The organism is Chloracidobacterium sp. (assembly GCA_016720705.1).
GTDB lineage: Bacteria > Acidobacteriota > Blastocatellia > Pyrinomonadales > Pyrinomonadaceae > OLB17.
On the sequence record JADKKB010000005.1, the window covers coordinates 136,977 to 159,026 of the forward strand.

The window sequence follows — 22,050 nt, forward strand, 5'->3', positions numbered from 1 at the left end:
TAGATCTGCATCCACTGCTAGTTTCTCAACGGTTTACCGGTCTTTAGCATCGCCGCAATGCGTTCCTGGGTCTTGCGTTCGCCGCACAGCGAGACAAATGCCTCGAGTTCCAGATCGAGCAGGTAACGCTCCGAAACGTACGCTTTGTGATTCATATCGCCGCCGCAAAGGATCTTGGCGAGCTTTTTCCCGATCAGGACATCGTGATCAGAAACAAAACCGCCCTGTTTCATAGTGTGAAGAGCGAGTTTTATCGCGGCTTGGGCCGATTCACCAAGCACCAAAATGTCGGTCCGCTCGACCGGAGCGACAAAGCCTGCCGCATCGAGATTCAGCACCTCTTGTTTCGCATCTTGGATCAGCCGGTCACCATTCATCGAGATCGCATCCGAGTCCCGCAAGAATCCTGCTGACTGAGCCTCGCGGGCTGACGTGGCGACTTTGCCCATTCCGATCGTTTCGAAAGTTTTCTTGAGGAATGCGAGCGGATCAGCGTCGGGGGTCTTTGCCGCAGCGTCCATTGCCCGCATCGTCATCTCCTTGGTGCCGCATCCGGCAGGGATCAGGCCGACGCCCACTTCGACCAGGCCGATATACGTTTCAGCCGCCGCCCGCACTTTGTTGCCGTGCATTGCGATCTCACATCCACCGCCGAGTGTCAGTCCGTAGGGTGCAGTAACAACCGGTTTGGAGGAATATCGGAGACGCATCACTGTGTTTTGCAATGCTCGAACCATCATCTGGATGTCTTCCCACTCCTCTTCCTGAGCGGCAAGCAGGAGCATCATAATGTTCGCACCGGCCGAGAAATTTCCGCCCTGATTGCCGACGACGAGACCCTTGAAATTCTTTTCAACTTCATCGAGTGCAAAATTCATCATCGCTACCGTGTCGCCGCCGATCGAATTCATCTTGGAGTGAAATTCGAGACACGCGACGCCATCGCCGATATCGATAAATGAAGCTCCAGGGTTAGATTTGATGACGCCGGTCTGTTCCTTGATGTCCTTTAGGATCAGAACGCCGGGCCGAACGGGCATAGGTTTGTACGTATCGGTAACGAAATCGTAGTAAGAGTGATGGCCGCCGTCATTCTTATAGAATGTCGTTGCACCGGAGGCCAGCATTTTTTCGACGTTCGCGGGAATAGCCTGACCCTCAGAGCGCATTCGTTCTACAGACTCAACGACACCTATAGCGTCCCAAGCCTCAAAAACTCCGATCTCCCAGCCAAATCCCCACTTGATCGCGTTATCGATCTCGACGATCGTGTCGGCGATCTCCGGGATTCGATTGGCAGCATACCGCGAGATGCGCGAGGTTGTTTTCCAGAGGAATTCGCCGACGCGATCCTTACCCCACACGAGTGCCTTAACGCGCTTTGCCCGATCATCAATGGACTTGGCGGCATCGAGCGACGGAAATTTCGTCTTAACCTGCGGTTTGTACTCGAAGGTGGCCAGGTCGAGTTCGAGAATAATTCGTTTGCCGTCAGCGTCTTTCGATTTTTTGTAAAATCCGCCGCCGGTCTTATCACCAAGTAGTTTTTTGTCGAGCAATGTCTGGATCAGTTCCGGCAGGCGAAAGACTTCGCGGTCCTCGTCGTCGGGCACGGCGGGATACAAGTTGTTGGTGACGTGAGCCGTAACATCGAGACCGACCAGGTCCGAGGTGCGGAACGTTGCCGATGATGCGTGGCCGATCGCTTTGCCGGTCATCTGGTCAATCTCGGTCGGTGTCCAACCGCCGGCGATCATCTCGTGGATGGTCGCCATCATCCCAAAAACACCGATGCGGTTAGCAATAAAATTTGGCCGATCCTTTGCCGGCACAACGCCTTTCCCCAACCGCTGATCTAAGAATCCCGTGATCCCACAGGCGATCTCACCGCTGGTCTTTGAGCCGGGAATAACCTCGACGAGCTTCATATATCGAGGTGGGTTAAAGAAGTGGATGCCGACGAAATGGGCTTTGAAATCATCCGAAAATGGCTCGGCGATCGAGTCGATCGGGATGCCGCTTGTGTTTGAAGCGATCACGGCACCGGGCTTTCGATACTTATCGACTTCCGCAAAAAGCTTGTGTTTAATATCTAGATTCTCGACAACCGCCTCGATGACAAAGTCACAGTCTTTGAGCTTTACCAGATCATCGGTAAAGTTGCCCGTGGTAATCAACTTGGCATTATCGTCGAGCATAAACGGAGCCGGCTTGAGCTTTTTGGCAGCTGCAAACAGGGAATCGACAATACGATTGCGCACCTGCGGCGACTCGAGTGTCAAGCCCTTTTTCTCCTCATCGGCAGTCAACTCCTGCGGGGCGATATCAAGAAGCAGCGTCGGGATACCCGCATTCGAAAGATGTGCGGCAATGCCCGCTCCCATTGTTCCCGCGCCTAAAACGGCGGCTTTTGCGATATTCATAATAATAAATGACCTTTTAAGTCTGACGATCCAAATTCTATTTATTATAACTGAATGAACGTTCATTCAGCAAGCGCAAATTGGTAGGGTAGCTCTCAATTTCCGGCGATCACCCGCTGACAAAACGCCCCGCGGCCATATCGACAGCGAGAACTGAACCCTTTTGATCAAATGATGTGGGCAACTGATTGGGCGTACACCTATACATTGCGACACAACTTAAACAGAAAAGTCAGCTAATCGCCCTAGTATTGCTGAGCTCAAACGAAGTATGCAGAGTATAATGTCAACCAATTGTGTATCAGCGGCATCTATTTTCTGAGAGCTACGAGTTGAGGAAAGCTATGAAGAGATCTGTTTTTAGTTTGTTTTTGATCGCGGTGACGGCCGTCTTCACTGTGGGACAAGGGACGACGATTGTCCGGAAGGAATTGGCCCCGGCCGAGATAGCACGCATTATCAAGAAAGTGTCGGAAAACGAATCTGCATTTCGTGAGGCTCTCAAGGATTATGTATTCACGAGGCGGGCATCGATGAGTAATATTGGTCTCGGTGGGCAGGTCACCGGCACTTATCGGCGAGATTCGTTTATGACTTTCAATGCGGACGGCGGACGATTCGAAAAGATATTGTTTGCCCCGATCTCGACACTTACGGAAATGACCGTTACCCCGGAGGATCTTGAGGACCTCGGCGGTGTTAATCCCTTTGCTCTTGAACCATACGCGATCCCTCAATACAATTTTAATTTTCAAGGCGTTGAACGTATAGACGATTATGACCTATATGTTTTTGATGTCGCCCCTAAGGTGATCCCCGATCCAAAAAAGTCCAAACAGCGACTGTTCGTCGGCCGCATTTGGGTCGATATTCAGGATCTTATGATCTTGAAGTCGAAGGGTAAAGCCGTACCGGAAACCAAACAAAACAAATTTCCGATAGTTGAGACGACCCGTGAGCAGATAGACGGCAAATACTGGTTTCCGGTGGACGCCAGATCGGATGATGATCTCGTTTTTGACAGCGGGCAGGTGGTCAAACTCCGGATGCGGGTAAAATACTCGGATTACAAGGTTGGCCGCACTGATGTCAGGATCCTCGACGATGTTGCTGATCCGGAAACAAAACCGATCTTATCGCCGATTCTAAAGAAGCCTGGATAGGTTGCCGATATACTACGGCTTCGCGAGCTCGTGAGCGATGGACGATCTCGTTGCCTTAATGAGTTCCGGGATCGCATCGGCGTCTAGGCCGTCAGTTTCGATGGCGGGAAGCAGCACCATCTCTATTTCGCCGGCGTAGGCTACGCCGGTTTTTTTGCCCATCATCCAGTCAGTATTTTTGATCGCAACCGGAATGATCGGCGAGTTGGTTTGCAGTGCAAGGTGAAATGCACCTTTCTTAAATGGCAGTAACTCACCCGGCATTGCCCTCGTGCCTTCGACAAATACACCGAAAGAATAGCCGTCAGCCATTACCCGGCGAGCCTTTTCCATCGACCGCATCGCTCGCTCGGCATTCGAACGGTCAATTGCGATAATATTCACAAAGTTCATACCCTGACCGAGCACCGGCACTTTGAGCAATTCGCGTTTGGCAACAAGACCCATCTTCCTCCCGGCAAAAAAGAAGAGTGTGGCGGTGTCGAGATAGGAGCGGTGATTTGAAACGAAAACGTAATTTCTGTCGCCGTCGAGATTTTCGCTACCGCGAACCTTGACCTTTGCTCCGCACGCTCTGAGCCAAGTCCGAGCCCCCCAAGCCGTGAACGGGTAAAACCAGATGCGGCGATCAATGATAAACAGAAATAACATCACCGGCGTGGCGATCAATAGTAAGAGCGTGCCGGCGACGAACCAACTCCACCAATATCTTATTTTCCCGGACAGGCGCGATTTGTTAGAATCTTTGATGGGAAACGACAATTTTTTATTATCGATTATAGCTTTCTCGAGTTCCGCGGAGATATTCTCGCGGGCCATTCGTGTTTTGGCCGGAGTTTCGGTCATCGGTGTTATTCAAAGTTCAAAAATATGAAAATCGTGTTTACTAGCTCTAGGTTTCTGCGACTCAGCGGTCTGATTTTACTATTTTCGCTCTCAATTGTCGCTCAGATACCCAGTCCGAAGTCGGTCCTTGGCTTTGAGCCTACAGACGACAAAACGATCGCCGATTGGAGCCAGATAGTCGACTATTTTGGAAAACTCGGCAAGGCGAGCCCAAAGGTGGAGGTCCGTGAGGTCGGTAGATCGACCAATGGGAGTCCGCTGATCGTGGCATTCATCTCGTCAGCGGACAATATCAGAAACCTTGAAAAGTACCGCCGGATCAACGCGAAACTTGCGGATCCGCGCACGATCAAAGGCGAGTCGGAACTTGCAGGCCTGATACGCGACGGTAAGACCGTTGTGTCGATATCGTGTTCGATACACTCGACCGAGATCGTCGCATCGCAAATGTCGATGAATCTCGCCTACCAACTTGCGACCGCAACAGACGCCGAGACCAAGGAAATACTCGATGACACGATACTTTTACTTATACCGTCCTCCAATCCGGACGGCGTTAAGATCGTTGCCGATTGGTATCGAAAGACGCTCGGCACCAAGAGCGAGGGAACATCGCCGCCGGAGTTGTACCACCATTATGCCGGCCACGACAACAATCGCGATTGGTTTATGCTCAATCTGGTCGAGACACAAGCCATCACCAAGCTTTACTGGCAGCAATGGTTTCCGCAATTTGTGTATGACGTACATCAGCAGGGGCAAAATGCTTCTAGATTCATCATCCCGCCATTTTTCGACCCGCCAAATCCGAGAGTTTCGCCGTCGATCCTCCGCGAGGTCGGCCTGGTCGGATATAAAATGGCCGCTGACCTGCAGGCCAATGGCGTCGCTGGTGTCGCGACAAATTCGACATATGATACGTGGTGGCACGGCGGATTTCGTTCGGCCCCTTATTACCACAATTCGATCGGAATTTTATCGGAGGCCGCAAGCGTTAGCCTGATGACGCCGATAACCGTCAAAAAGGAAGATCTTGCGCGAAATCGATTTACGCGCGGATTGCCCAACCTCTTAGAAACCGCCACCAATTATCCTGAAACGTGGGAAGGCGGACTGTGGCGTCCCGTCGATATTGCCAATATCGAAATGACGGCATCACGGAGTTTGCTGCAGATGGCGGCAAAATTTCGGCCGCGATATTTACGTAATTTTTACGATTACGGAAAAGCCAATTTAGTAAAGCAGCCCGATGAACCGCAGGCCTATATTATCTCGGCGGGCCAGCCAAATGCCGAGGCCGTCGCCCGATTGATCGAGATCCTGATGGCTCAGGGCGTCGATGTCTATCAGATGACAAAGGAACTGTGGGTGAAGGTAACGCCGAACGTCGATTTTCACGAAACTCCACTTGGCGGATATCTAGTATTCGTCAATCAGCCTCAAAAAAACAATATTCTTAGTTTGTTTGAGAAACAAGTCTATCCGCATCGACTGTTGCCTAACGGCGAAGCTGAGCCTCCGTATGATGTCGCGGGATGGACTCTGCCGCTGCAGATGGGCGTGGCGTATGACGCGGCGTGGGACATTCGCGATATGGAAAAAGACACCGCGACGCTCAAGCGACTAACCAATATCAATCAGGCTCGAGCCGCATTGGGGCTAAATCAAACCGGCACGCCATTCAAGGGCGTCAAATATCCGCTCAGAAGCACACCGCAGATCGCTCTGTACCGCGGATCGACGGGCTCGATGGACGAAGGTTGGACAAGACTGATGCTCGACACTTTTGGCATTGCTTATCGCCGGTTGTCTGACGCCGATGCCCGGTCCGGCAATTTTGTCTGTGGGCAGACGATGTCCTCCGGCGGCGGGGTAAACTGCGACGCTGTGATCTTGCCGGCCGACAGTGGAAACACTATCGTCAAGGGATTGAGTCCGGAGAGATATCCCGCCGAATTTGCGGGCGGCATAGGCGATGAGGGCGTCGATAACCTCAAGAAATACGTCACTGAAGGAGGTAAACTGATCTGTTTTGACGACTCGTGTGACTTGGTCATCAAGACATTTGGATTGCCGATCAAAAACGTCCTCAGCGGACTAAAGCGGAGCGAATTTTATAATCCCGGATCGATCGTACAGCTTGCGGTTGACAACAAAAGCAAGCTCGGCAATGGGTTCGGTACTGAGGTAGCCGCGTATTTCTCAAACAGTTCTGCATACGAGGTTGCATCCGATGCGGGTGCCACGATCGTCGCCCGATATGCCTCGAAGGACGCTCTTTTGTCTGGATGGATGCTCGGTGAAAAATTCTTGAATGACAAGGCCGCCCTGGTCGAGGTCACAGTTGGAAAGGGCAAGATCGTGCTATTCGCATTTCGACCGCAGCATCGCGGACAGTCCTGGGCAACATTTCCGTTCATCTTTAACGCATTGGAAAAGTAAGTTCGTACGAATAGAGTTTTGGTAAGATTAGTCTATGAAGTATTTTCGCAAGTCGCTATTGGTGTTTTGGACAGCGGTATTGAGTTCAACCGTGATGGCATCGGGTGAATCTGAGTTGTTCAAGTTGGCGGGTGAACCGCTGATACGGATCGGCCTTTCGACAAATTCGGGGTCGGTAACGATCACAACGGCCGACTCGTCGTTGGTCTCCGTCAGCCCCGACGAACAGAGCAAGTTTTTGGCGACTAATCGAGTGACTGTTTCTGCAAGAGCGTACCGAGCGCCGGAGATCGAGAATTATCGTATCGAATTCCAAAATCTGCCGACGCAGAACGAAGCGACAACACTTGCCAGAGAAATACGCGATGCTACGGGCGAGACCGCGTTTGCGAGTATCGACACGCCGACCAATACTTGGAAGGTATGGGTCGGATCGATCAAAGATTCGATCATCGATGCCGACGAACTAAAGGCCAAACTAGCGGAAAACGGATTTGATGACGCAGTTACGATAACCGAGAAAAAGACGGCCGTGTCATCTGATGCCATTGCTCTGTCTCAACAAATAAAGACACAGGGAGCGAGTGAGGTCCGAAGTTTGATCAAGACTACGGGTTCGGCGAACCCGATGGTTACGGGAAGTGTCGATCCGAATCTGCGCGAGGTCATCGTCAATACACCGGTAGCTGCAGCAAGTTTCCGTTCGCTGAAATCCGTGGCCTTCGGTTCGCTGAATGAACGTGCTAATCCCGTTCGGCTCAACGGCAAGGCTTATCGAGGAAAGATCGAGGTTTTTGTCAATGCAAAGGGCGGCCTCACCGTGGTCAACGTTGTACCGCTCGAAGAATATCTGCTCGGCGTGGTGCCTAGTGAACTGGGATTGCCGGCGATCGAGGCTCAAAAGGCTCAGGCTGTCGCTGCCCGAACCTATGCGGTCGCCAATATCGGCGGCTACGGCAAGCAAGGCTTTGATATGGTGCCGACGATCTCGTCTCAGGTCTATAAGGGCGTTTCCATCGAAACCAAGATGGGCACGCAGGCCGTTAGGGAGACCCGCGGAATGGTGGCGACATATCAGGGCAAGCCGATAATGGCCTATTACACATCGACTTGCGGCGGCCGTACTGAGAGTAGTGAGAATATTTTCGATCACGCCGAACCTTATTTAGTCGGTGTCGAATGCTCGCTCGAGGGCCATCGGCATTTCGAGCCGTTTTTGATCAAAACGAACCGAGCTTTGTCTGATATTCGCGACGAAGGAAACCTGGAACTTGTACGCCTGATGTCAAAATTGGCTGTAAACGGCTTTCAACTTTCGGCCGGTCAGATGACCGACGATTGGTTTGATAGTGTTCCGACCGAAAGTGAGATGTCGAATTGGCTTGGTAACCTAGCAGTTAAATTCGGTAAACCGAGTCCAATCGTAAACCGCGAAACCGCTAAGCCGGCTGAACTGGCCAAGGCCCTGGCCGGCCTGATATACGCGCCTGGCTATGCGGATACGATGCTGACCGAATCGGACATCAATTATAACCTCGCGATCGTTGATGCGGCTGAAATACCTCGCGAACGCCGGGCTGAGATCGCGTTGTTGCTTCGCGACGGATATTTTTCGCTTAATCCTGACCTTACGTTTCGCCCGAATATGCCTCTGACGCGGGGCCGAGTGCTGCGCCTTATTCGCAAGATATACGAAAAGAAAAAATGGATGCCGGAAATGCAGACCGCAACTGCCGGCACCAGCGTTGACGGTAAACTGATGCTTCGTAGCGGTAAGACCGATCGTCCGCTGGCAATTCGGCCGGATATATTTCTGTTTCGAGGCTTTGGGGGCACATTTTATCCCGTTCGCGAGGTCGCACTGCTCGGCGGTGAGAAATTGAGTTACCAATTGGATGCTCTCGGCGCCGTTAAGTATCTGGAGGTCGAACCGACGGACAGCCCGACGACCGCCGAGCGAATGTCACCCTGGACGCTCTGGAACAAATCCGCATCCGCAGGCGATGTTCAATCCCGCCTCTCGCGCTATGTCCGAGGTATCGGCACTTTATACGATGTGAATATCAAAAAAGTCGGCTACTCCCGCCGTCCGATCGAACTTGAGATAGTCGGTTCAAATGGTATCAAAACACTCAAAGGCGGCAAGATACGATCAGCACTGCGTCTACCTGAACAGCTTTTTGTGATGAACAAACGATATTCAGGCAGCACGGTTGCGAGCTATACGTTCACCGGACGAGGTTGGGGTCACGGTGTCGGTATGTGCCAATTCGGAGCATTTGGCCTGGCGAAAATGGGCGTTAAGTACGATGAGATCATCAAGCATTACTACACGGGCGTCGAACTGACCAGATCGTACTAAACCGACGGAAAGGGAGTAAATTCAGATCTAATTCGAGACCCTGATAGCCCCAAAGACGTGTGAAATGCAATTACGCCCGAGCCCACTCTTGCCGCATCGCCTTACCGAGTCCGAAATAGCTGCAAATTAGGATGTATTCCCGGTCGCGGTTGCCAGCGGCATTTGCCACCAACTATGAGACCCAGATTTGAATTGCTCGCGGCCAGCGACTATATTTGGCAAATGCGGTTCTTACTTGCCATTGCGGTTATATTTACAGCTCTGTCTTTCAATTCGTTTAGCCAGACGTCGCGTGCTGAAAAGGTCGAACTCGGATCGAACACTGCCAAGAACGGCTTTAAGAACGAAGACGAGATCCGCGACAAGTTCAATAATTGGAAAACGGACAGTGAAGCACGGATCTGGCTCGGGGCAATGGGCTTTAAGCTGACCGAGGTTGAAGCCGTCGCAGCCACCAAACCCCACGGCGAAAAAGCAGACGTAGAGATCGTGGTGACAACCAAGACCGGCGAACGAAAAGAGGGCATTTCTATCAAACTTGTCTCGAGCCCCAACGGCTTTAACCAGATCGACAAACGCTGGCTCGCACATTACGTGAAAATGTGGAAGATACCCGCAGATGTCGAAGCCGCTCTAAAACTATTTGTAGGTGAAACGCCGCCGACAAAGGCAGGACGATCGGCCGACCGAATGTTCTTAAACGAACTAGACGCCGCAACACAAAAAGCCGTCATTGATTTCTTTACGGCTAACAAAGATATGATCGTCTCAGACCTGTTCTCAGGTGACGGCATTCACGCCGCGGGGTGGATGATGGTTGCCTTAAAATCGAGCGAAAAACCACGTTGGGTTTTGCGAAATGATGAATACGCGATGAAATTCTTTAGTTCGGGCCCTGTTGAAATGACGCGAAACGGCAACCTTAAGATCGGGCGTATCACCGTCCAACGCAAAGGCGGCGACGGCGGCCGCGATTCTGCCAAGATGCTCCAATTCAAGATCAATCCGGCGTTGCTATTTGAAGGAAAATAGCGTTCGATCTACTTCTTTTCGAATGAATAGATGAATTCGTAAAGGTGCTTGCCGCCCTCGATGATGATCTTCATCTTTCCGGCAAGACCAACCAGTTCATCCGTGCCCGAATCAGGAACGACTTCCACATTTAGGACGTAAACACCGCCCTTTTGCATCGTGCCGCTGTGCATCAGCATAAAGCTTCCCTTCTTGCCATCGAGCTTGCCCGTTACCTTTTCGAGAGCGACATAAGCACCCGAGCCTTCCGTTTCGGTTTGTGCTCCCATCATTTGCCCCAGACTGACTGCGTCGATGTCGCCTTGATATTTCTTGTCCAGAAACAGTCTCCCGAATGGACCGGCGGCCGCGTCGTCCACCGGCTGAGGAATAGCTTTTACATCAAAGGTACCTTTCGCTGTCATAGTTTTGGGCTTAATATGTTTAACAGATTGCGGCCAGACTGCGGTTGCGGCAAATATAGAAAGCGCGACCGTCATCAATATCAATTTCAATATATCCACCAATGAATTTAGAATATGATTCACCTAGAGGTTCTCTATGAAATTTACAAAGAGCCAGATCACCGGAGCTACGATCGTGCTCGCGATAATACTGGCCCTTGCATTGATCAGAACATACTTGATCTAATTGTCGAGTTTGGCATCCATCGTGATCTCGGCGTTGAAGAGCTTTGACACGGGGCAGCCTGACTTGGCATTTTCCGCAGCAGTCTGGAACGCGGCATCATCGGCGCCGGGAATCTTGGCGGTCACGTCGAGATGGATCTTTGTGATCGTGAACCCGGAATCGAGTTTTTCGATCCGTACTGACGAGGTGGTACTGATGCTGTCTGCCGTCAGTCCGGCCGCACCCAATTGCCCCGACAGAGCCATCGAGAAACAACCCGCGTGGGCCGCCGCGATCAACTCCTCGGGGTTGGTCCCGGCTCCATCCTCAAATCGAGTACTAAATGAATACTGTGTGTCCTTGAGCACACCACTTTCGGTCGAGATCTTGCCAACACCGTCCTTGATCCCGCCACTCCACTCCGCCGATGCTTTTCTTAACATAAGTTTCTCCTTGCAATTTGTTGTATTTGTTAATTTTAGCACGAAACCGCGGGCTACGGAGAGGTTGCCCGAAATGTTGCGAGTGGGAGGGGCAATTTATGGACTGAAGAACAATAAGGATCAAGGCCCCTGTGGGCCTTGATAAGTGATGTGGGCCAAGTGCGAAGTAGATAAACGAGGTGAGTCAATGAGCTTCTTCGGCGGCGGCCGGCCGAAATATTAGAATTAGCGCAGCGATGATTACCAACAGCATTATTGAGGCAGTGTATCGGCTTAGCTCGAGTCCGCCGTGGTCGAGTGGTTTATCGAGGAAATCGCCGACGACCGCGCCGAGCGGCCTTGTCAGAATAAAGGCGATCCAAAACAAAATAGTTCGCGACACGTTGGTCCAAAAATACAATGCGACAAGGATCGCCAATGCACCGCCAAAAACGGCTGCGGCACCAAGATATCCGAGATCGGCGGTGTCGGCAAACCAATCACCGAGTGCGGTTCCAAGCGTTTGCGAAAACATAATCGTTACCCAATAGAAGATTTCGACCTTTGGCGTATTCACCGTGTCGACGGAGATGCTGCCGGTGGCCCGGCGCCACGTCAACAGCGACGCAACAACGAGAGTCAACAATATTGTGGAACCGCCGGTGTACCCGATGCCGATTGACCGCGTCACATAATCGGCGAGTGTTGTGCCAACCGTGGTCGTAGCGACGATCGTAAGCCAGTAAAGGAAGGGGTGGAATCTTTTTGCCTTGATCTGGATTATGACCAGGACGATAAAAGTGGCACCAAAGATCGCGGTGCCGATAAGGTAGCCAAAGCCGCTTGCTTCGGCGGTCGTTTCGCCAAGCCAAGACATTGTTACGGCATCGCCGCCGGTTTCGCCTAGCGTCGTCGCGAGGATCTTTATGATCCAGAATAATAGCGTTACCTGCGGAACCTTGCTGATAATCTCTGACCTTGTATTGTCCATTGCTGTTCCCCTCGTTTCCAAAGAACCAATTATTGTCCGGTATCGTCACCAATTGCAGGAGATTGCGGAAATACCAAGATCATCACGGCGATCAATACGAGAAATACACCTGAAGCCGCAAATCGGTTGATCTCCATACCTCCGGCGGCTGGCGACTTGTCTAAAAGATTCCCCACCACCGCCCCGAATGGTCGGGTGAGGATAAAGGCTGCCCAGAATATCCCCGGGCGTGAAAGGCCGCTAAAGCGATGTAGAGCGTAAAGCACCAAGAGTGCGATTGCGAATATGAAAGCGGAGCCGAGGTAACCAAAGCCGGCGGTGTCCGCAAACCAGTCGCCGAGGGCGGTTCCTAAGGTCTGTGAAAAGGTTATAGTCAACCAATAGAATAACTCCGTCTTTACGGACGAAACGCTCCCGATAGAAATCGTTCCGGTTGAGAAACGCCAGATTGCCAGCGTCGCCAATACTGCAAATAGTAGTAGCACCGAGCCGCCTGAGTAGCCAATTCCGAGATCACGGGTCACTAGATCCGCCGTCGTGGTTCCGACGGTAGTCGAAGCGATGATCGCAAACCAATACAAAGCGGGATGGAACTTTGTCGCCTTTATTTGAGCAATGACCGAAATTACGAATATGACTGCGAGAATCGCCGTACTCGCCAAATAGCCCCAGTTCAAGGACATCGAAAAAGCATTGCCGCCAATCTCGCCGAGTGTAGTTGCGAATAGTTTAATTATCCAGAAGCCGAGGGTGACGGCCGGAACCTTGCTGAGAACATTCGATTTTGTCTCGTCCACGGATTGCTCCCTTAATTTTGAGGTTGATTGATAGTGAGTGAAGGGTTCGCGGTTCCATTGTGAGGAACCACGAACCGCAAATAAATGAAATGCCTAGGGCTTCTTTTTCGCGTCTTCTTTCTTCTCTTTAGCCTCAGCAGCAGCGTTTTCTTCTTCGACCTTTATGACCTTGCCGGTTTTTGCATCGACCCAAACCTCGCTGATCGTTCCTCGGTCGTTCCGTATGTCGAAGGAATAGACGAGCTTGCCTTTTTCCTTTTCGAGTTCCTCACCCTCGACTTTTCCCGGAGCTTTTTGCAACGCCGTTGCTCTGGCCGCCGCAAGGCTTATTTTTGCTTTCTTTGCGTGCTTCGTACTCGTCTTTTCCTCTTTCTCCTGTGCAAAGGTGGTCGTCGTCGAAACGACGACGATACCGGCCAAAAGTGTCAGTGAGAGAGTTAATTGTGCTAGAGCTTTCGTATTAAATTTCATAAAAATTCTCCTATTTGTATTCTCGCTCACGGCTGATTTCCGCGAGTCCACAGACAGGTTAACAAGTGCAAGATGAACGTAGGATTAAACCCCCTTAGCGAACTATGCGATCCGAGGCCTGATCCGAAAAAGTCCGGATAATGGGGCGATCGGCACCTTCAGACTGCTCTCCATTCCGCTCTTCGAACTCAGCGATCATTTCGTCATATAGTGCAAACAATCGGTCTGTGGCAAGTCCCCACGAATTGTCTCTTGCGGTAGTTACGGCGTTTTCTGTGCGGCGGGTTCGTTCCGCATCGTTGCATAGAATCTCCTGAATTGCCGTCACGTATTGTTCCGGAGCCGGGCCGACCAGCCAGGCGTTGTCAGAACTCGCGTATGACATTACGCCGCCGGTGTTTGGCAGAACGACCGGCAAGTTAGCCGCCATCGCCTCAAGCGGGCCGATCCCAAAAGGCTCACAAGGGTTTGGATGAAAAAATGCATCGCTATTTGCGTAGACCTCGGCCAGTTTAGTTTTGTCAGCCAAATGGCCCATCATCTTGAATTGTCCGGGCGTGAGCCTGTTTAGCTCATCTTCGAGCCAGTCGGAGAGCGGGCCGCTTCCCAATATCAATAGCCGGTATTTACCCTGATTGGCCGAACACAGATCGGAGCCCTGAAGTAGTTGAAAGATGGTCGGAATTAACGATATGTTTTTCTCCGGAGATATTCGCCCTGCGTATAGAATGACCCTGGCGTCCTCCGGGAAACCGGCATCGATAAGCAGCTGTCGGCGAACTTTGTCGTTTCGCTGATATGAGTTGTAAAATTGAAAATCTGCCCCACAATTGCTGACTTTGACGTCGCCCGTCGAGCGAAGTGCTCCTGCATTCAGCTTTCGCGAACAAAAGTTCGAGAAGACCTCGGCATACGACAGCGGACTCGGACTCGGCGTTAATCCGGCAGTTAGCTCACCCGCGGTATAATTGGAGTTTGCGATATGGTAGTCGAACATCGGCAGAATATAATTTCGTACCAACTGACGCGAAAACCAATTGAAAAATTTACCCTTTGAGACGAACGCACGAAGATTGTCGTCCATACGCTCGTGCGAGAAATGGATCAGCACCGGCCTGCCGACTTCTTTGAAATGGCCCGTCCTTATGACACCCGCGAGCAGAGAAAGCAGATACTTTTCGCCGATCTCGATTATGTCCGGCTTCTCGGCTGAGAGTATTTCGCGGATCGGGGTTCCCGTCTGAAGATAGTTTAGCGGGGTGAGTAATCGGTACCGGTTATCAATTACAGGTGATTTGAAGGCCTTTACATAATATATGCGCCCGAAATCACCGACCTCCTCGACGGTACTGTTCTCGCCCGGGACGATTAGCCGAACACATCGATGGTGCCGGTTAGCGGCCTCAAGTAGCTTGTTGTAAAAGGTGCTGATACCGCCCGAATCTTTATGATAGTAATTTGTAATATGGACAGACTTTGGCGATCTTTCAACCATAATGGTTTCCTTGCTCCGACGGTCTTAAACTGACGATCCATCATCACATTAGCAGAGTAAAGATGAACTTATGATTAACAAGGTCGGCTCTGGCTATTTTATTTTGCTTGTGGGAATCGGACAGTAAATGACGTGCCGGACTTGTCCGATCGTTCCAGAACCAATTCGGCATCGTGTATCTCGCTGATCCACTTTGAAATGGCCAGTCCGAGTCCGGCACCGCTGGTCGAAGATTCGTTGCCTCGCTGCCTTCCCTTATCGGCGCGATAGAAACGTCCGAAGATCTCAGCTTGCTCATCGGCGGGAATTTGCGGGCCGGTGTTGGTAACGGTTAGATGTTGATCCTTGGTCGTTATAGAAATGCGGCCATTATCGTGGTTATACTTGACGGCATTGTCGAGAAGGTTTATCAACAGCCGTCGAAGCAGCGATTCGTCACCCGTTACGAGCATTTCGTTGGCAACAAATTCGATTCCGATATTTCGCTTGTCTGCCAGGGTTCGGATCGAATGTACACATTCGCCGGCAATTTCGTCGAGATAGACTTCCGAAAAATTTACCGCGAAATTTCCCGAATCTGCCCGGGCAAGTGTGAATAGATCTTCGACGATACGTGTCAAACGCTTGCTCTCATCGTGTACGATCGATAGAGATTCCTGATACTCTGCAGCGGTTCTCTCGGACTTGCTAAGGGCAACTTCAGATTCACCTCGAACGATGGCAAGGGGAGTTCGCAACTCGTGTGAGGCATCCGCCATAAATCGCCGCTGCTGCTCAAAAGACTTGTCCAAACGATCTAACAGATCATTAAATACGGTGGCGAGATTGCCGAGTTCATCTTTTCTATTTATGACCGGTAATCGCTCGTGTAAATTCTGCGATGTTATCAAATTGGCTCGAGCACTCATTTGCTGAATTGGGCGAAAACTGCGGCGAGCGACAAAATACCCGCCGATTCCAGCTAACAAAAGAGCAATCGGGGCAACGATCAATAGCGTGTATCTGAGGCGGGCTTCGAGCTCGAGGCTATCGCCTAACGGGTGAAAAACAAATAGGTGAAAAGTGTTTCCATCGATCTGAAACGAGTGTTGAAAAACACGATAAGGCTCATCCTTTATTACGTGATCCACGAATGATTCAGGCATTCCGCTTTTCAAGTCGTTCGGAAAGTCGAAGTCGATAGTCTTACCAATTAGTTTTTCGTTGCTCGATATAACCGCGAATCGGTAGTCGCGAAAGCGGAATGCGTCCATTGCCTCAGCAATACTCTCTGACGGCTGTTGCTTCCGTTCTTCGTCGCTTTGTTCGGCATCGACCCCGATGACAAAATTCTTAGCCATCTCAACCAAATTGGCATCGGTGTCTGAGCGCAAAGCACGGACAAATGACAAATACACGAGCGCGCTGAAGGCGATGATCACCAGAGCCAAGGCGAATGTGTACCACAGCGTCAGCTTGACTCTGATAGAACTAAACATCGTCAAGTATGTAACCGGCGCCGCGTCGTGTGCGGATCAATTGAATCGGAAAACCTTCGTCCATTTTTGTTCGCAGGCGTTTGACATAAACCTCTATCAGATTTGAAAAGGCGTCAAAATTATCGTCCCAAACGTGTGTCGAAATCGCTTCGCGTCCAACAACTTTTCCTCTGTTAATAGCAAGAAATTCGAGAAGTGCGTACTCTTTCGACGTCAACTCGATCCGTGTTCCGCATCGACAAACTCGTTGTGATATTGTGTCGATCTCAAGATCAGCGACAACGATCTTGGGTGATCTGATCTCACTATGCCGTCGCGACAAGGCTCGGAGACGAGCAAGCAATTCGCGAAATTCAAAGGGCTTGGTAAGGTAATCGTCCGCACCGTGATCGAGCCCGATGATCTTATCATCGACCGCGTCGCGTGCCGTGAGCATCAAAATGGGTGCCCGGTTGCCAGTTTCTCTCAATTGTCGACACACATCGAAACCGTCCTTACGTGGGAGATTTACATCGAGGATGATCAGGTCGTAATCGTTTATTTCGGCTTGATATAGTCCGTCCTCACCATCTCCTGCAACATCGACGGCATACGCACTTTCACGCAAACCCTTAGCAACAAAACCAGCGATTCGAAAATCATCCTCGACCAAAAGTACACGCATCGTCTTCAGCCTACAGTAACCTAGATTAACAGAAGATGAAAATACGATCGTTTAGTTGGGCGCGGGCGGAGCAGCGATCTCAAAAGAGAGAAATATTTGCGGAGCACTCACCCGGGCCTTAAGAAATTCGGTGATGCGGGTTCGGTCGGCCGGCTCGATCTTTGCCGTTGACGTGATGATCGCGATCCACACCGGAGTTTGTTCGGAGTCGCTGTTTTGGACGACTCGTTGCACTGCACACGAACTTATGGACGGATATTGTGCTTTCAACTCGTCAAATATCTGTTTGCCGAGCGATCTCTCGGTGTCGATCGACGCTGCCTTATCCTTTAGGGACTTGAGTTCCTTTTCCTTTTCGTTCAACACGGCTTCGAATTGCTTTGATCGCTCATCATCTTTTGTGCCATTGAGGATCGCAAATCCCTGTTTTATCTCCAGCTTAGTAGATGTCAGGTCGTACTTTTCGAGTTTTGAACGCAATTCGTCGATCGCACTCTCCGAAATGATCTCGCCGCCATATGTCAGCAGAATCGTTTGAGATTTGTAATCGATTGATTTCTTTAGCAAATAGTCATTAGGAAATATAGCTTCCTTTTCAATGAATTGATCTGCTCGTTGGCGAAAACGATTTTGTTGAACGATGTCGTATCCAAAATAGATGCTTGGCAGCAGTGTCAAAAGGACGACGCCGTAAACGATGCGTTTGGCCATCACTTCGTCGCCGGCGTTTTCGAGATGCTTGCGCGGGAATTGTAAAAATCGAGTCGTCACGAGCGTCGCAAGTGCGATAAATACTGTGTTGATAACGAACAAATAGAGTGCACCGGTAAAATAGGCGAAATTCCAATTCGCCACACCATATCCGGCAGTGCAGAGCGGCGGCATCAGCGCGGTTGCGATAGCGACGCCGGGGATTACGTTACCCTTTTGCTTACTCGACATCGCCAAAATACCGGCCAACCCGCCAAACAGGGCTATCAGAACGTCATAGATGTTAGGCGATGTTCGGGCAAGTATCTCGGACGAAGCGTCGTTGATCGGCGACAGCAAAAAATAGATCGTCGAGGTAACCAGACCGACGATGAGTGCAAATCCATAATTGAAAATGGCTTTTTTCAGTAGCTGAAGGTCATTGATCGCCATCCCCATTCCGAGGCCCATTATAGGCCCCATCAAAGGCGATACGAGCATCGCGCCGATGACGACCGCAGTTGAGTTTACGTTTAGGCCGAGCGACGCTATAAAGATCGCAAAAACGAGGATCCACAGATTAGTGCCGCTAAAGGCAACTCCTATTTCGACGTTCTCAATGACAACGTCGAAATCTTCTTTTTCGTGCCTCAGGCTAAATGCTCTCAATATTCGATTCATACGGTTACCGGATTGCCAATAAACCCGCTATCGGTCCAACGCTATCATCCGATAATACCAATGTTCCGTCAAAACTCCGTGCTTCGAGCGGGCATTGTTCACGAAGAATACGAGGTTGCCACAGGCCGCGATACCGCCAAAATGCTCCAATTCAAGATCAATCCCGCGCTGCTCTTTGACGCAAAATGAGATTTTCGCGAAGCCAGATCATCGGAGCCGTTGTGCTGCTCTTGTTGTTAGTAATAACTGCTGCACTCCGCATTATTTAGACGTGCCCACGTGTTGTGATGACTTGCGGACGTGTGCAGATCACCTGCGGACGTGTTGAGATAAATTACCGATGAGTCCTAGAGACTTAACGAAGGGTTGAGACGAGTTACCGATGTGCGCAGATGACTTACCGACGTGTTGAGATGACTTACGGAGGCGCGTAGATGACTTACCGACATGTTTAGACGAGTTACCGAAGTGTTTTATCTCCGCGTAGAAGTGTTCTGACGACGCGCCGACAGGTTTTTATGAAGTGCCGATGTGTTTTGTTGAGTTGCCGGAAGGTTTTGTTTGAAAACCGAAGTGTTTATTTTAGCGAAACGAAATTACAATCCTCTGCTGCTTTTTAGCCATTCTCTGTGGTTCCATTGGACACCTTGGGAACCTACCTCAAAGGATATGCACGGATCGTTTGATTGAACTAATCCAATAAGTCGGTGTCCCGTCAATAGATAGCTGTATGACCTCGAATGAATGATGTCAAGGACGATTTGGGCAATTTCCCCATCGATTTTTGCGAACTGATCGTAGTTCTTAAAAACCAAAGCTCGTCCACCTTCTTCGGGCATTTCAAGGTCGCACAAGCAGTCATTTAAAGCAGCGAGATTTCTCCCAAAGTAATCTGGAAATTTCAGTTGCTCAGCGAAAGCATCATACATCAAACCATTGTTCTCCCATTTCGAGCAGTCAAATATTTCAATCAAATAACCGAGCCCTTTTAGAGAATCGATATCTGAATCGAGAATCTCATTGCGATAATAGAGATTCATCGGGCCGTTTTGCATTAGCGCGTAATCGATCCTTTGCCAGTACTCAGGAATATCTGCAAAAATTTCCATACAGCCTCAAACGTATCAGTGCGTATCATCCATAAAAAACACTAGTTTTCCGCCGTTTGTGATGTCGGCGTAGGTTATGTAGCGGCGGTTGAGGGGTTTGCCGTTTAGTTCGACTTTGGAGACGTAGACGTTTTTGTCGGATTGGTTGCGGGCCTCGATGGAGAGGCTTTTGCCGTTTTCTAGGTGGAGGGTGGCGGTTTTTATGGCGGGGGAGCCGAGTTGGTATTGGTCGGACGCGGGGGCGACGGGGTAGAAGCCGAGGGCGGAGAACAGATACCATGCGGACATCTGACCGCAGTCGTCGTTGCCGCCGAGTCCGTCTGGCGTAGGGTGGTATTGATTTTTTAGGATCATGCGGACGCGTTCCTGCGTTTTCCACGGTGTGTCTGTCCAGTTGTAGAGATAGGCGACGTGGTGCGAGGGTTCGTTGCCGTGGATGTAGCCGCCGATGATGCCTTCGCGGGTGATGTCTTCGGTTTCGGCGAAGAACGAGTCGGGCAGGTGCATCGTGAAAAGCTCGTCGAGGTGAGCGGAGAATTTTGCACGGCCGCCCATCATCTTGATCATCTGGTCAGGGTCGTGCGGGACGTAGAGGCTGTAGTTCCAGGCGTTGCCCTCGATAAAGCCCTGGCCTTCGGTCTTGAGCGGATCGAACTTTTCATAGAATTTGCCGTCGGTCGTTTTCGGCCGTGTGAACCCGCTTGAGGTGTCGTAAACGTTTTTCCAATTCTCCGAGCGTTTGATGAACTCGTTGTAGATGTCATTGCGGTTAAGCTTTTTCGCCGCCTGAGCGATCGCCCAATCGTCGTAGGCGTATTCGAGAGTTTTCGAGACGGACGAGCCGTTTTTGTCCTCGGGCACGTAGCCGAGGTCAATGTAGTAGCCGAGGCCGTCGTAGTATCTGGTCTTCGCCGTCTGGACGGCAGCGTCGAGAGCTTTGTTTGCCTCAGTCCCTGTCAAATTACCCGTGATGATCGAATCGGCGACGACCGACACGCTGTGGTATCCGATCATGCACCAGTTTTCGTTAGCATAATGCGACCAAATGGGCAGCATATGTTCGGCGCTTTGGTCGTAATGGGCCATCATCGAGCGCACCATATCGCGGTTTCGTGTTGGCTGAATTATGTTGAACAGCGGGTGCAAGGCACGGTAAGTATCCCAGAGCGAGAAAGTGGTGTAATTGGTGAATGAGTCGTCGTTCGAAAGAACGCCCTTACTTCGTGCGGGCTTCCGCAAAGAGTTATGGACGTTTTGGTCCAGGCCTTTGTATTGGCCGTCGGTGTCCATGTAAACCGTAGGCGAAATGAACGCGTGATACATTGCCGTGTAGAAATTGGTCATCTCGCCTTTGTCGATTGTGGTGACGGCGATCTTGCTCAGCTCACGGTTCCAGGCAGCCTGGCCTTCGGATTTTACGCGTTCGAAATCCCAGTGCGGGATCTCGGCGGCCATATTCGCTTTCGCTCCTTCGGTTGAGACAGGTGAGAGGGCGAATTTTACTTTGATCTTTTCGTCCTTTTCGGTCTTGAAATCGAAATACGCACGCAGCTGTTTGCCCGCCATTTCGGGGAAGTTTTTGGTCTGGTCAAATTTTCGCCAGAAACCTTTGTAGTCTTCTTTGCCGAAATTTTTGACGCCGTAGCTCGTGAACGGTTTGGAAAATTCCATCGCGAAATAGACGGTCCGCGTGCGGGCCCAGCCGTTAGTCTGACGATAACCGACGATCGTATGATCGTTTTCGACGCGGGCGTACGTCCAGACGTTTTTGTCGTCGTAATTGTAGATGCCGTGCATCAGATCAAGGATGATGTGGGCGTTGTCCGATTTGGGGAAAGTGTATTGGTGAAAGCCGACGCGCGTTGTCGAGGTCATTTCGGCCAATATGTTGTCGTCCTCGAGCAGGACTTTATAATAGTCGGCCTCGGCGGTCTCGTTCGCGTGTGAGAACGCCGAACGAAAACCGCTCTTCGGGTCGCCCTTTACGCCGGGCGTCATTTGGAGTTCGCCGACGGTCGGCATTACCAGAAAATCGCCAAGGTCGGAGTGGCCAGTTCCGCTAAAATGCGTGTGCGAAAACCCGACGATCTCGCTGTCGTCGTAGTTGTAACCGGAGCAATATTTGTAGGTGTCTTTATTATATTTGCCGCCTATCAAATACGGCTGCTCGTCTGTGTCCGGCGACAATTGCACAGAGCCAAACGGGACGGTCGCACCGGGATACGTGTGTCCCATTTTCTGCGTGCCGATAAGCGGGTTGACGTAGCGCACGTAATTTTCGGAACGCTGTGCCGGAACTGAAAGGTACAGCAAGGCAATTAAAACGACGTGCGTGATGATTTTCATTATTTAGATCCCTTTTGATGGTCGACAAA

17 protein-coding genes are annotated in these 22,050 nt (G+C 50.8%); 4 read left to right on the plus strand and 13 right to left on the minus strand.

Annotated features, from left to right (window positions below):
- Window positions 1-17: 17 nt before the first annotated feature.
- Window positions 18-2,423: a 3-hydroxyacyl-CoA dehydrogenase/enoyl-CoA hydratase family protein gene (locus tag IPQ00_03855; GenBank protein MBL0239692.1), complete on the minus strand. Its 2,406-nt coding sequence runs from the start codon at window positions 2,421-2,423 to the stop codon at window positions 18-20.
- 344 nt (window positions 2,424-2,767) lie between these two features.
- Here IPQ00_03855 and IPQ00_03860 point away from each other — a divergent pair, with 344 nt between their 5' ends.
- Window positions 2,768-3,586 (plus strand): hypothetical protein, encoded by an 819-nt coding sequence (locus IPQ00_03860; GenBank protein MBL0239693.1) that lies wholly within the window; start codon window positions 2,768-2,770, stop codon window positions 3,584-3,586.
- 12 nt (window positions 3,587-3,598) lie between these two features.
- Here the strand turns inward: IPQ00_03860 and IPQ00_03865 are convergent, their stop codons facing one another.
- Window positions 3,599-4,432, minus strand: coding sequence for a 1-acyl-sn-glycerol-3-phosphate acyltransferase (locus IPQ00_03865; protein ID MBL0239694.1), 834 nt, complete (start codon window positions 4,430-4,432; stop codon window positions 3,599-3,601).
- A 24-nt stretch (window positions 4,433-4,456) separates the two neighbouring features.
- On the opposite strand from IPQ00_03865, the gene IPQ00_03870 reads away from it, so the two are divergent.
- From IPQ00_03870 to IPQ00_03880, 3 genes are all read left to right on the plus strand, one after another.
- Complete coding sequence (locus IPQ00_03870) at window positions 4,457-6,874, plus strand: hypothetical protein (GenBank protein ID MBL0239695.1); 2,418 nt, start codon at window positions 4,457-4,459, stop codon at window positions 6,872-6,874.
- Window positions 6,875-6,908: 34 nt separating this feature from the next.
- Window positions 6,909-9,236 (plus strand): SpoIID/LytB domain-containing protein, encoded by a 2,328-nt coding sequence (locus IPQ00_03875; GenBank protein ID MBL0239696.1) that lies wholly within the window; start codon window positions 6,909-6,911, stop codon window positions 9,234-9,236.
- 174 nt (window positions 9,237-9,410) lie between these two features.
- Window positions 9,411-10,268, plus strand: a complete 858-nt coding sequence (locus tag IPQ00_03880; protein MBL0239697.1) for a type II restriction endonuclease — start codon at window positions 9,411-9,413, stop codon at window positions 10,266-10,268.
- An 8-nt stretch (window positions 10,269-10,276) separates the two neighbouring features.
- Here IPQ00_03880 and IPQ00_03885 read toward each other — a convergent pair whose 3' ends face one another.
- The 11 genes from IPQ00_03885 to IPQ00_03935 form a co-directional block, all read right to left on the minus strand.
- Window positions 10,277-10,672 (minus strand): DUF3224 domain-containing protein, encoded by a 396-nt coding sequence (locus IPQ00_03885; protein ID MBL0239698.1) that lies wholly within the window; start codon window positions 10,670-10,672, stop codon window positions 10,277-10,279.
- Window positions 10,673-10,894: 222 nt separating this feature from the next.
- Window positions 10,895-11,320, minus strand: coding sequence for an OsmC family protein (locus tag IPQ00_03890; GenBank protein MBL0239699.1), 426 nt, complete (start codon window positions 11,318-11,320; stop codon window positions 10,895-10,897).
- Window positions 11,321-11,504: 184 nt separating this feature from the next.
- Window positions 11,505-12,290 carry a hypothetical protein gene (locus IPQ00_03895; protein ID MBL0239700.1) on the minus strand — a complete coding sequence of 262 codons (786 nt, stop codon included), beginning with the start codon at window positions 12,288-12,290 and terminating at the stop codon, window positions 11,505-11,507.
- Between the two features lie 29 nt (window positions 12,291-12,319).
- The gene (locus tag IPQ00_03900) at window positions 12,320-13,087 is read right to left on the minus strand and encodes a hypothetical protein (GenBank protein MBL0239701.1); all 768 of its coding nucleotides are present in this window, start codon (window positions 13,085-13,087) and stop codon (window positions 12,320-12,322) included.
- A gap of 93 nt (window positions 13,088-13,180) precedes the next feature.
- Complete coding sequence (locus tag IPQ00_03905; protein MBL0239702.1) at window positions 13,181-13,558, minus strand: PepSY domain-containing protein; 378 nt, start codon at window positions 13,556-13,558, stop codon at window positions 13,181-13,183.
- 94 nt (window positions 13,559-13,652) lie between these two features.
- The gene (locus IPQ00_03910; GenBank protein ID MBL0239703.1) at window positions 13,653-15,053 is read right to left on the minus strand and encodes a glycosyltransferase; all 1,401 of its coding nucleotides are present in this window, start codon (window positions 15,051-15,053) and stop codon (window positions 13,653-13,655) included.
- Between the two features lie 98 nt (window positions 15,054-15,151).
- A complete protein-coding gene (locus tag IPQ00_03915; GenBank protein ID MBL0239704.1) occupies window positions 15,152-16,531 on the minus strand; it encodes a HAMP domain-containing protein in 1,380 nt (459 codons plus the stop codon).
- Window positions 16,524-17,195, minus strand: coding sequence for a response regulator (locus tag IPQ00_03920; GenBank protein MBL0239705.1), 672 nt, complete (start codon window positions 17,193-17,195; stop codon window positions 16,524-16,526). Before IPQ00_03920 ends, IPQ00_03915 begins: the two co-directional genes overlap by 8 nt.
- Before the next feature lie 51 nt (window positions 17,196-17,246).
- Entirely contained in the window at window positions 17,247-18,566 is a 1,320-nt protein-coding gene (locus tag IPQ00_03925) for a DUF389 domain-containing protein (GenBank protein MBL0239706.1), read from the minus strand.
- 596 nt (window positions 18,567-19,162) lie between these two features.
- Complete coding sequence (locus tag IPQ00_03930; protein MBL0239707.1) at window positions 19,163-19,675, minus strand: barstar family protein; 513 nt, start codon at window positions 19,673-19,675, stop codon at window positions 19,163-19,165.
- A gap of 15 nt (window positions 19,676-19,690) precedes the next feature.
- The gene (locus IPQ00_03935) at window positions 19,691-22,021 is read right to left on the minus strand and encodes a GH92 family glycosyl hydrolase (GenBank protein MBL0239708.1); all 2,331 of its coding nucleotides are present in this window, start codon (window positions 22,019-22,021) and stop codon (window positions 19,691-19,693) included.
- Between the last annotated feature and the right edge of the window lie 29 nt (window positions 22,022-22,050).

Bases quoted from the DNA above. Each gene is read 5' to 3' on its own strand.
- IPQ00_03855 (MBL0239692.1), bottom strand. From the start codon at position 2,423: ATGAATATCGCAAAAGCCGCCGTTTTAGGCGCGGGAACAATGGGAGCG.
- IPQ00_03860 (MBL0239693.1), top strand. From the start codon at position 2,768: ATGAAGAGATCTGTTTTTAGTTTGTTTTTGATCGCGGTGACGGCCGTC.
- IPQ00_03865 (MBL0239694.1), bottom strand. From the start codon at position 4,432: ATGACCGAAACTCCGGCCAAAACACGAATGGCCCGCGAGAATATCTCC.
- IPQ00_03870 (MBL0239695.1), top strand. From the start codon at position 4,457: ATGAAAATCGTGTTTACTAGCTCTAGGTTTCTGCGACTCAGCGGTCTG.
- IPQ00_03875 (MBL0239696.1), top strand. From the start codon at position 6,909: ATGAAGTATTTTCGCAAGTCGCTATTGGTGTTTTGGACAGCGGTATTG.
- IPQ00_03880 (MBL0239697.1), top strand. From the start codon at position 9,411: ATGAGACCCAGATTTGAATTGCTCGCGGCCAGCGACTATATTTGGCAA.
- IPQ00_03885 (MBL0239698.1), bottom strand. From the start codon at position 10,672: ATGACAGCGAAAGGTACCTTTGATGTAAAAGCTATTCCTCAGCCGGTG.
- IPQ00_03890 (MBL0239699.1), bottom strand. From the start codon at position 11,320: ATGTTAAGAAAAGCATCGGCGGAGTGGAGTGGCGGGATCAAGGACGGT.
- IPQ00_03895 (MBL0239700.1), bottom strand. From the start codon at position 12,290: ATGGACAATACAAGGTCAGAGATTATCAGCAAGGTTCCGCAGGTAACG.
- IPQ00_03905 (MBL0239702.1), bottom strand. From the start codon at position 13,558: ATGAAATTTAATACGAAAGCTCTAGCACAATTAACTCTCTCACTGACA.
- IPQ00_03910 (MBL0239703.1), bottom strand. From the start codon at position 15,053: ATGGTTGAAAGATCGCCAAAGTCTGTCCATATTACAAATTACTATCAT.
- IPQ00_03915 (MBL0239704.1), bottom strand. From the start codon at position 16,531: ATGTTTAGTTCTATCAGAGTCAAGCTGACGCTGTGGTACACATTCGCC.
- IPQ00_03920 (MBL0239705.1), bottom strand. From the start codon at position 17,195: ATGCGTGTACTTTTGGTCGAGGATGATTTTCGAATCGCTGGTTTTGTT.
- IPQ00_03925 (MBL0239706.1), bottom strand. From the start codon at position 18,566: ATGAATCGAATATTGAGAGCATTTAGCCTGAGGCACGAAAAAGAAGAT.
- IPQ00_03930 (MBL0239707.1), bottom strand. From the start codon at position 19,675: ATGGAAATTTTTGCAGATATTCCTGAGTACTGGCAAAGGATCGATTAC.
- IPQ00_03935 (MBL0239708.1), bottom strand. From the start codon at position 22,021: ATGAAAATCATCACGCACGTCGTTTTAATTGCCTTGCTGTACCTTTCA.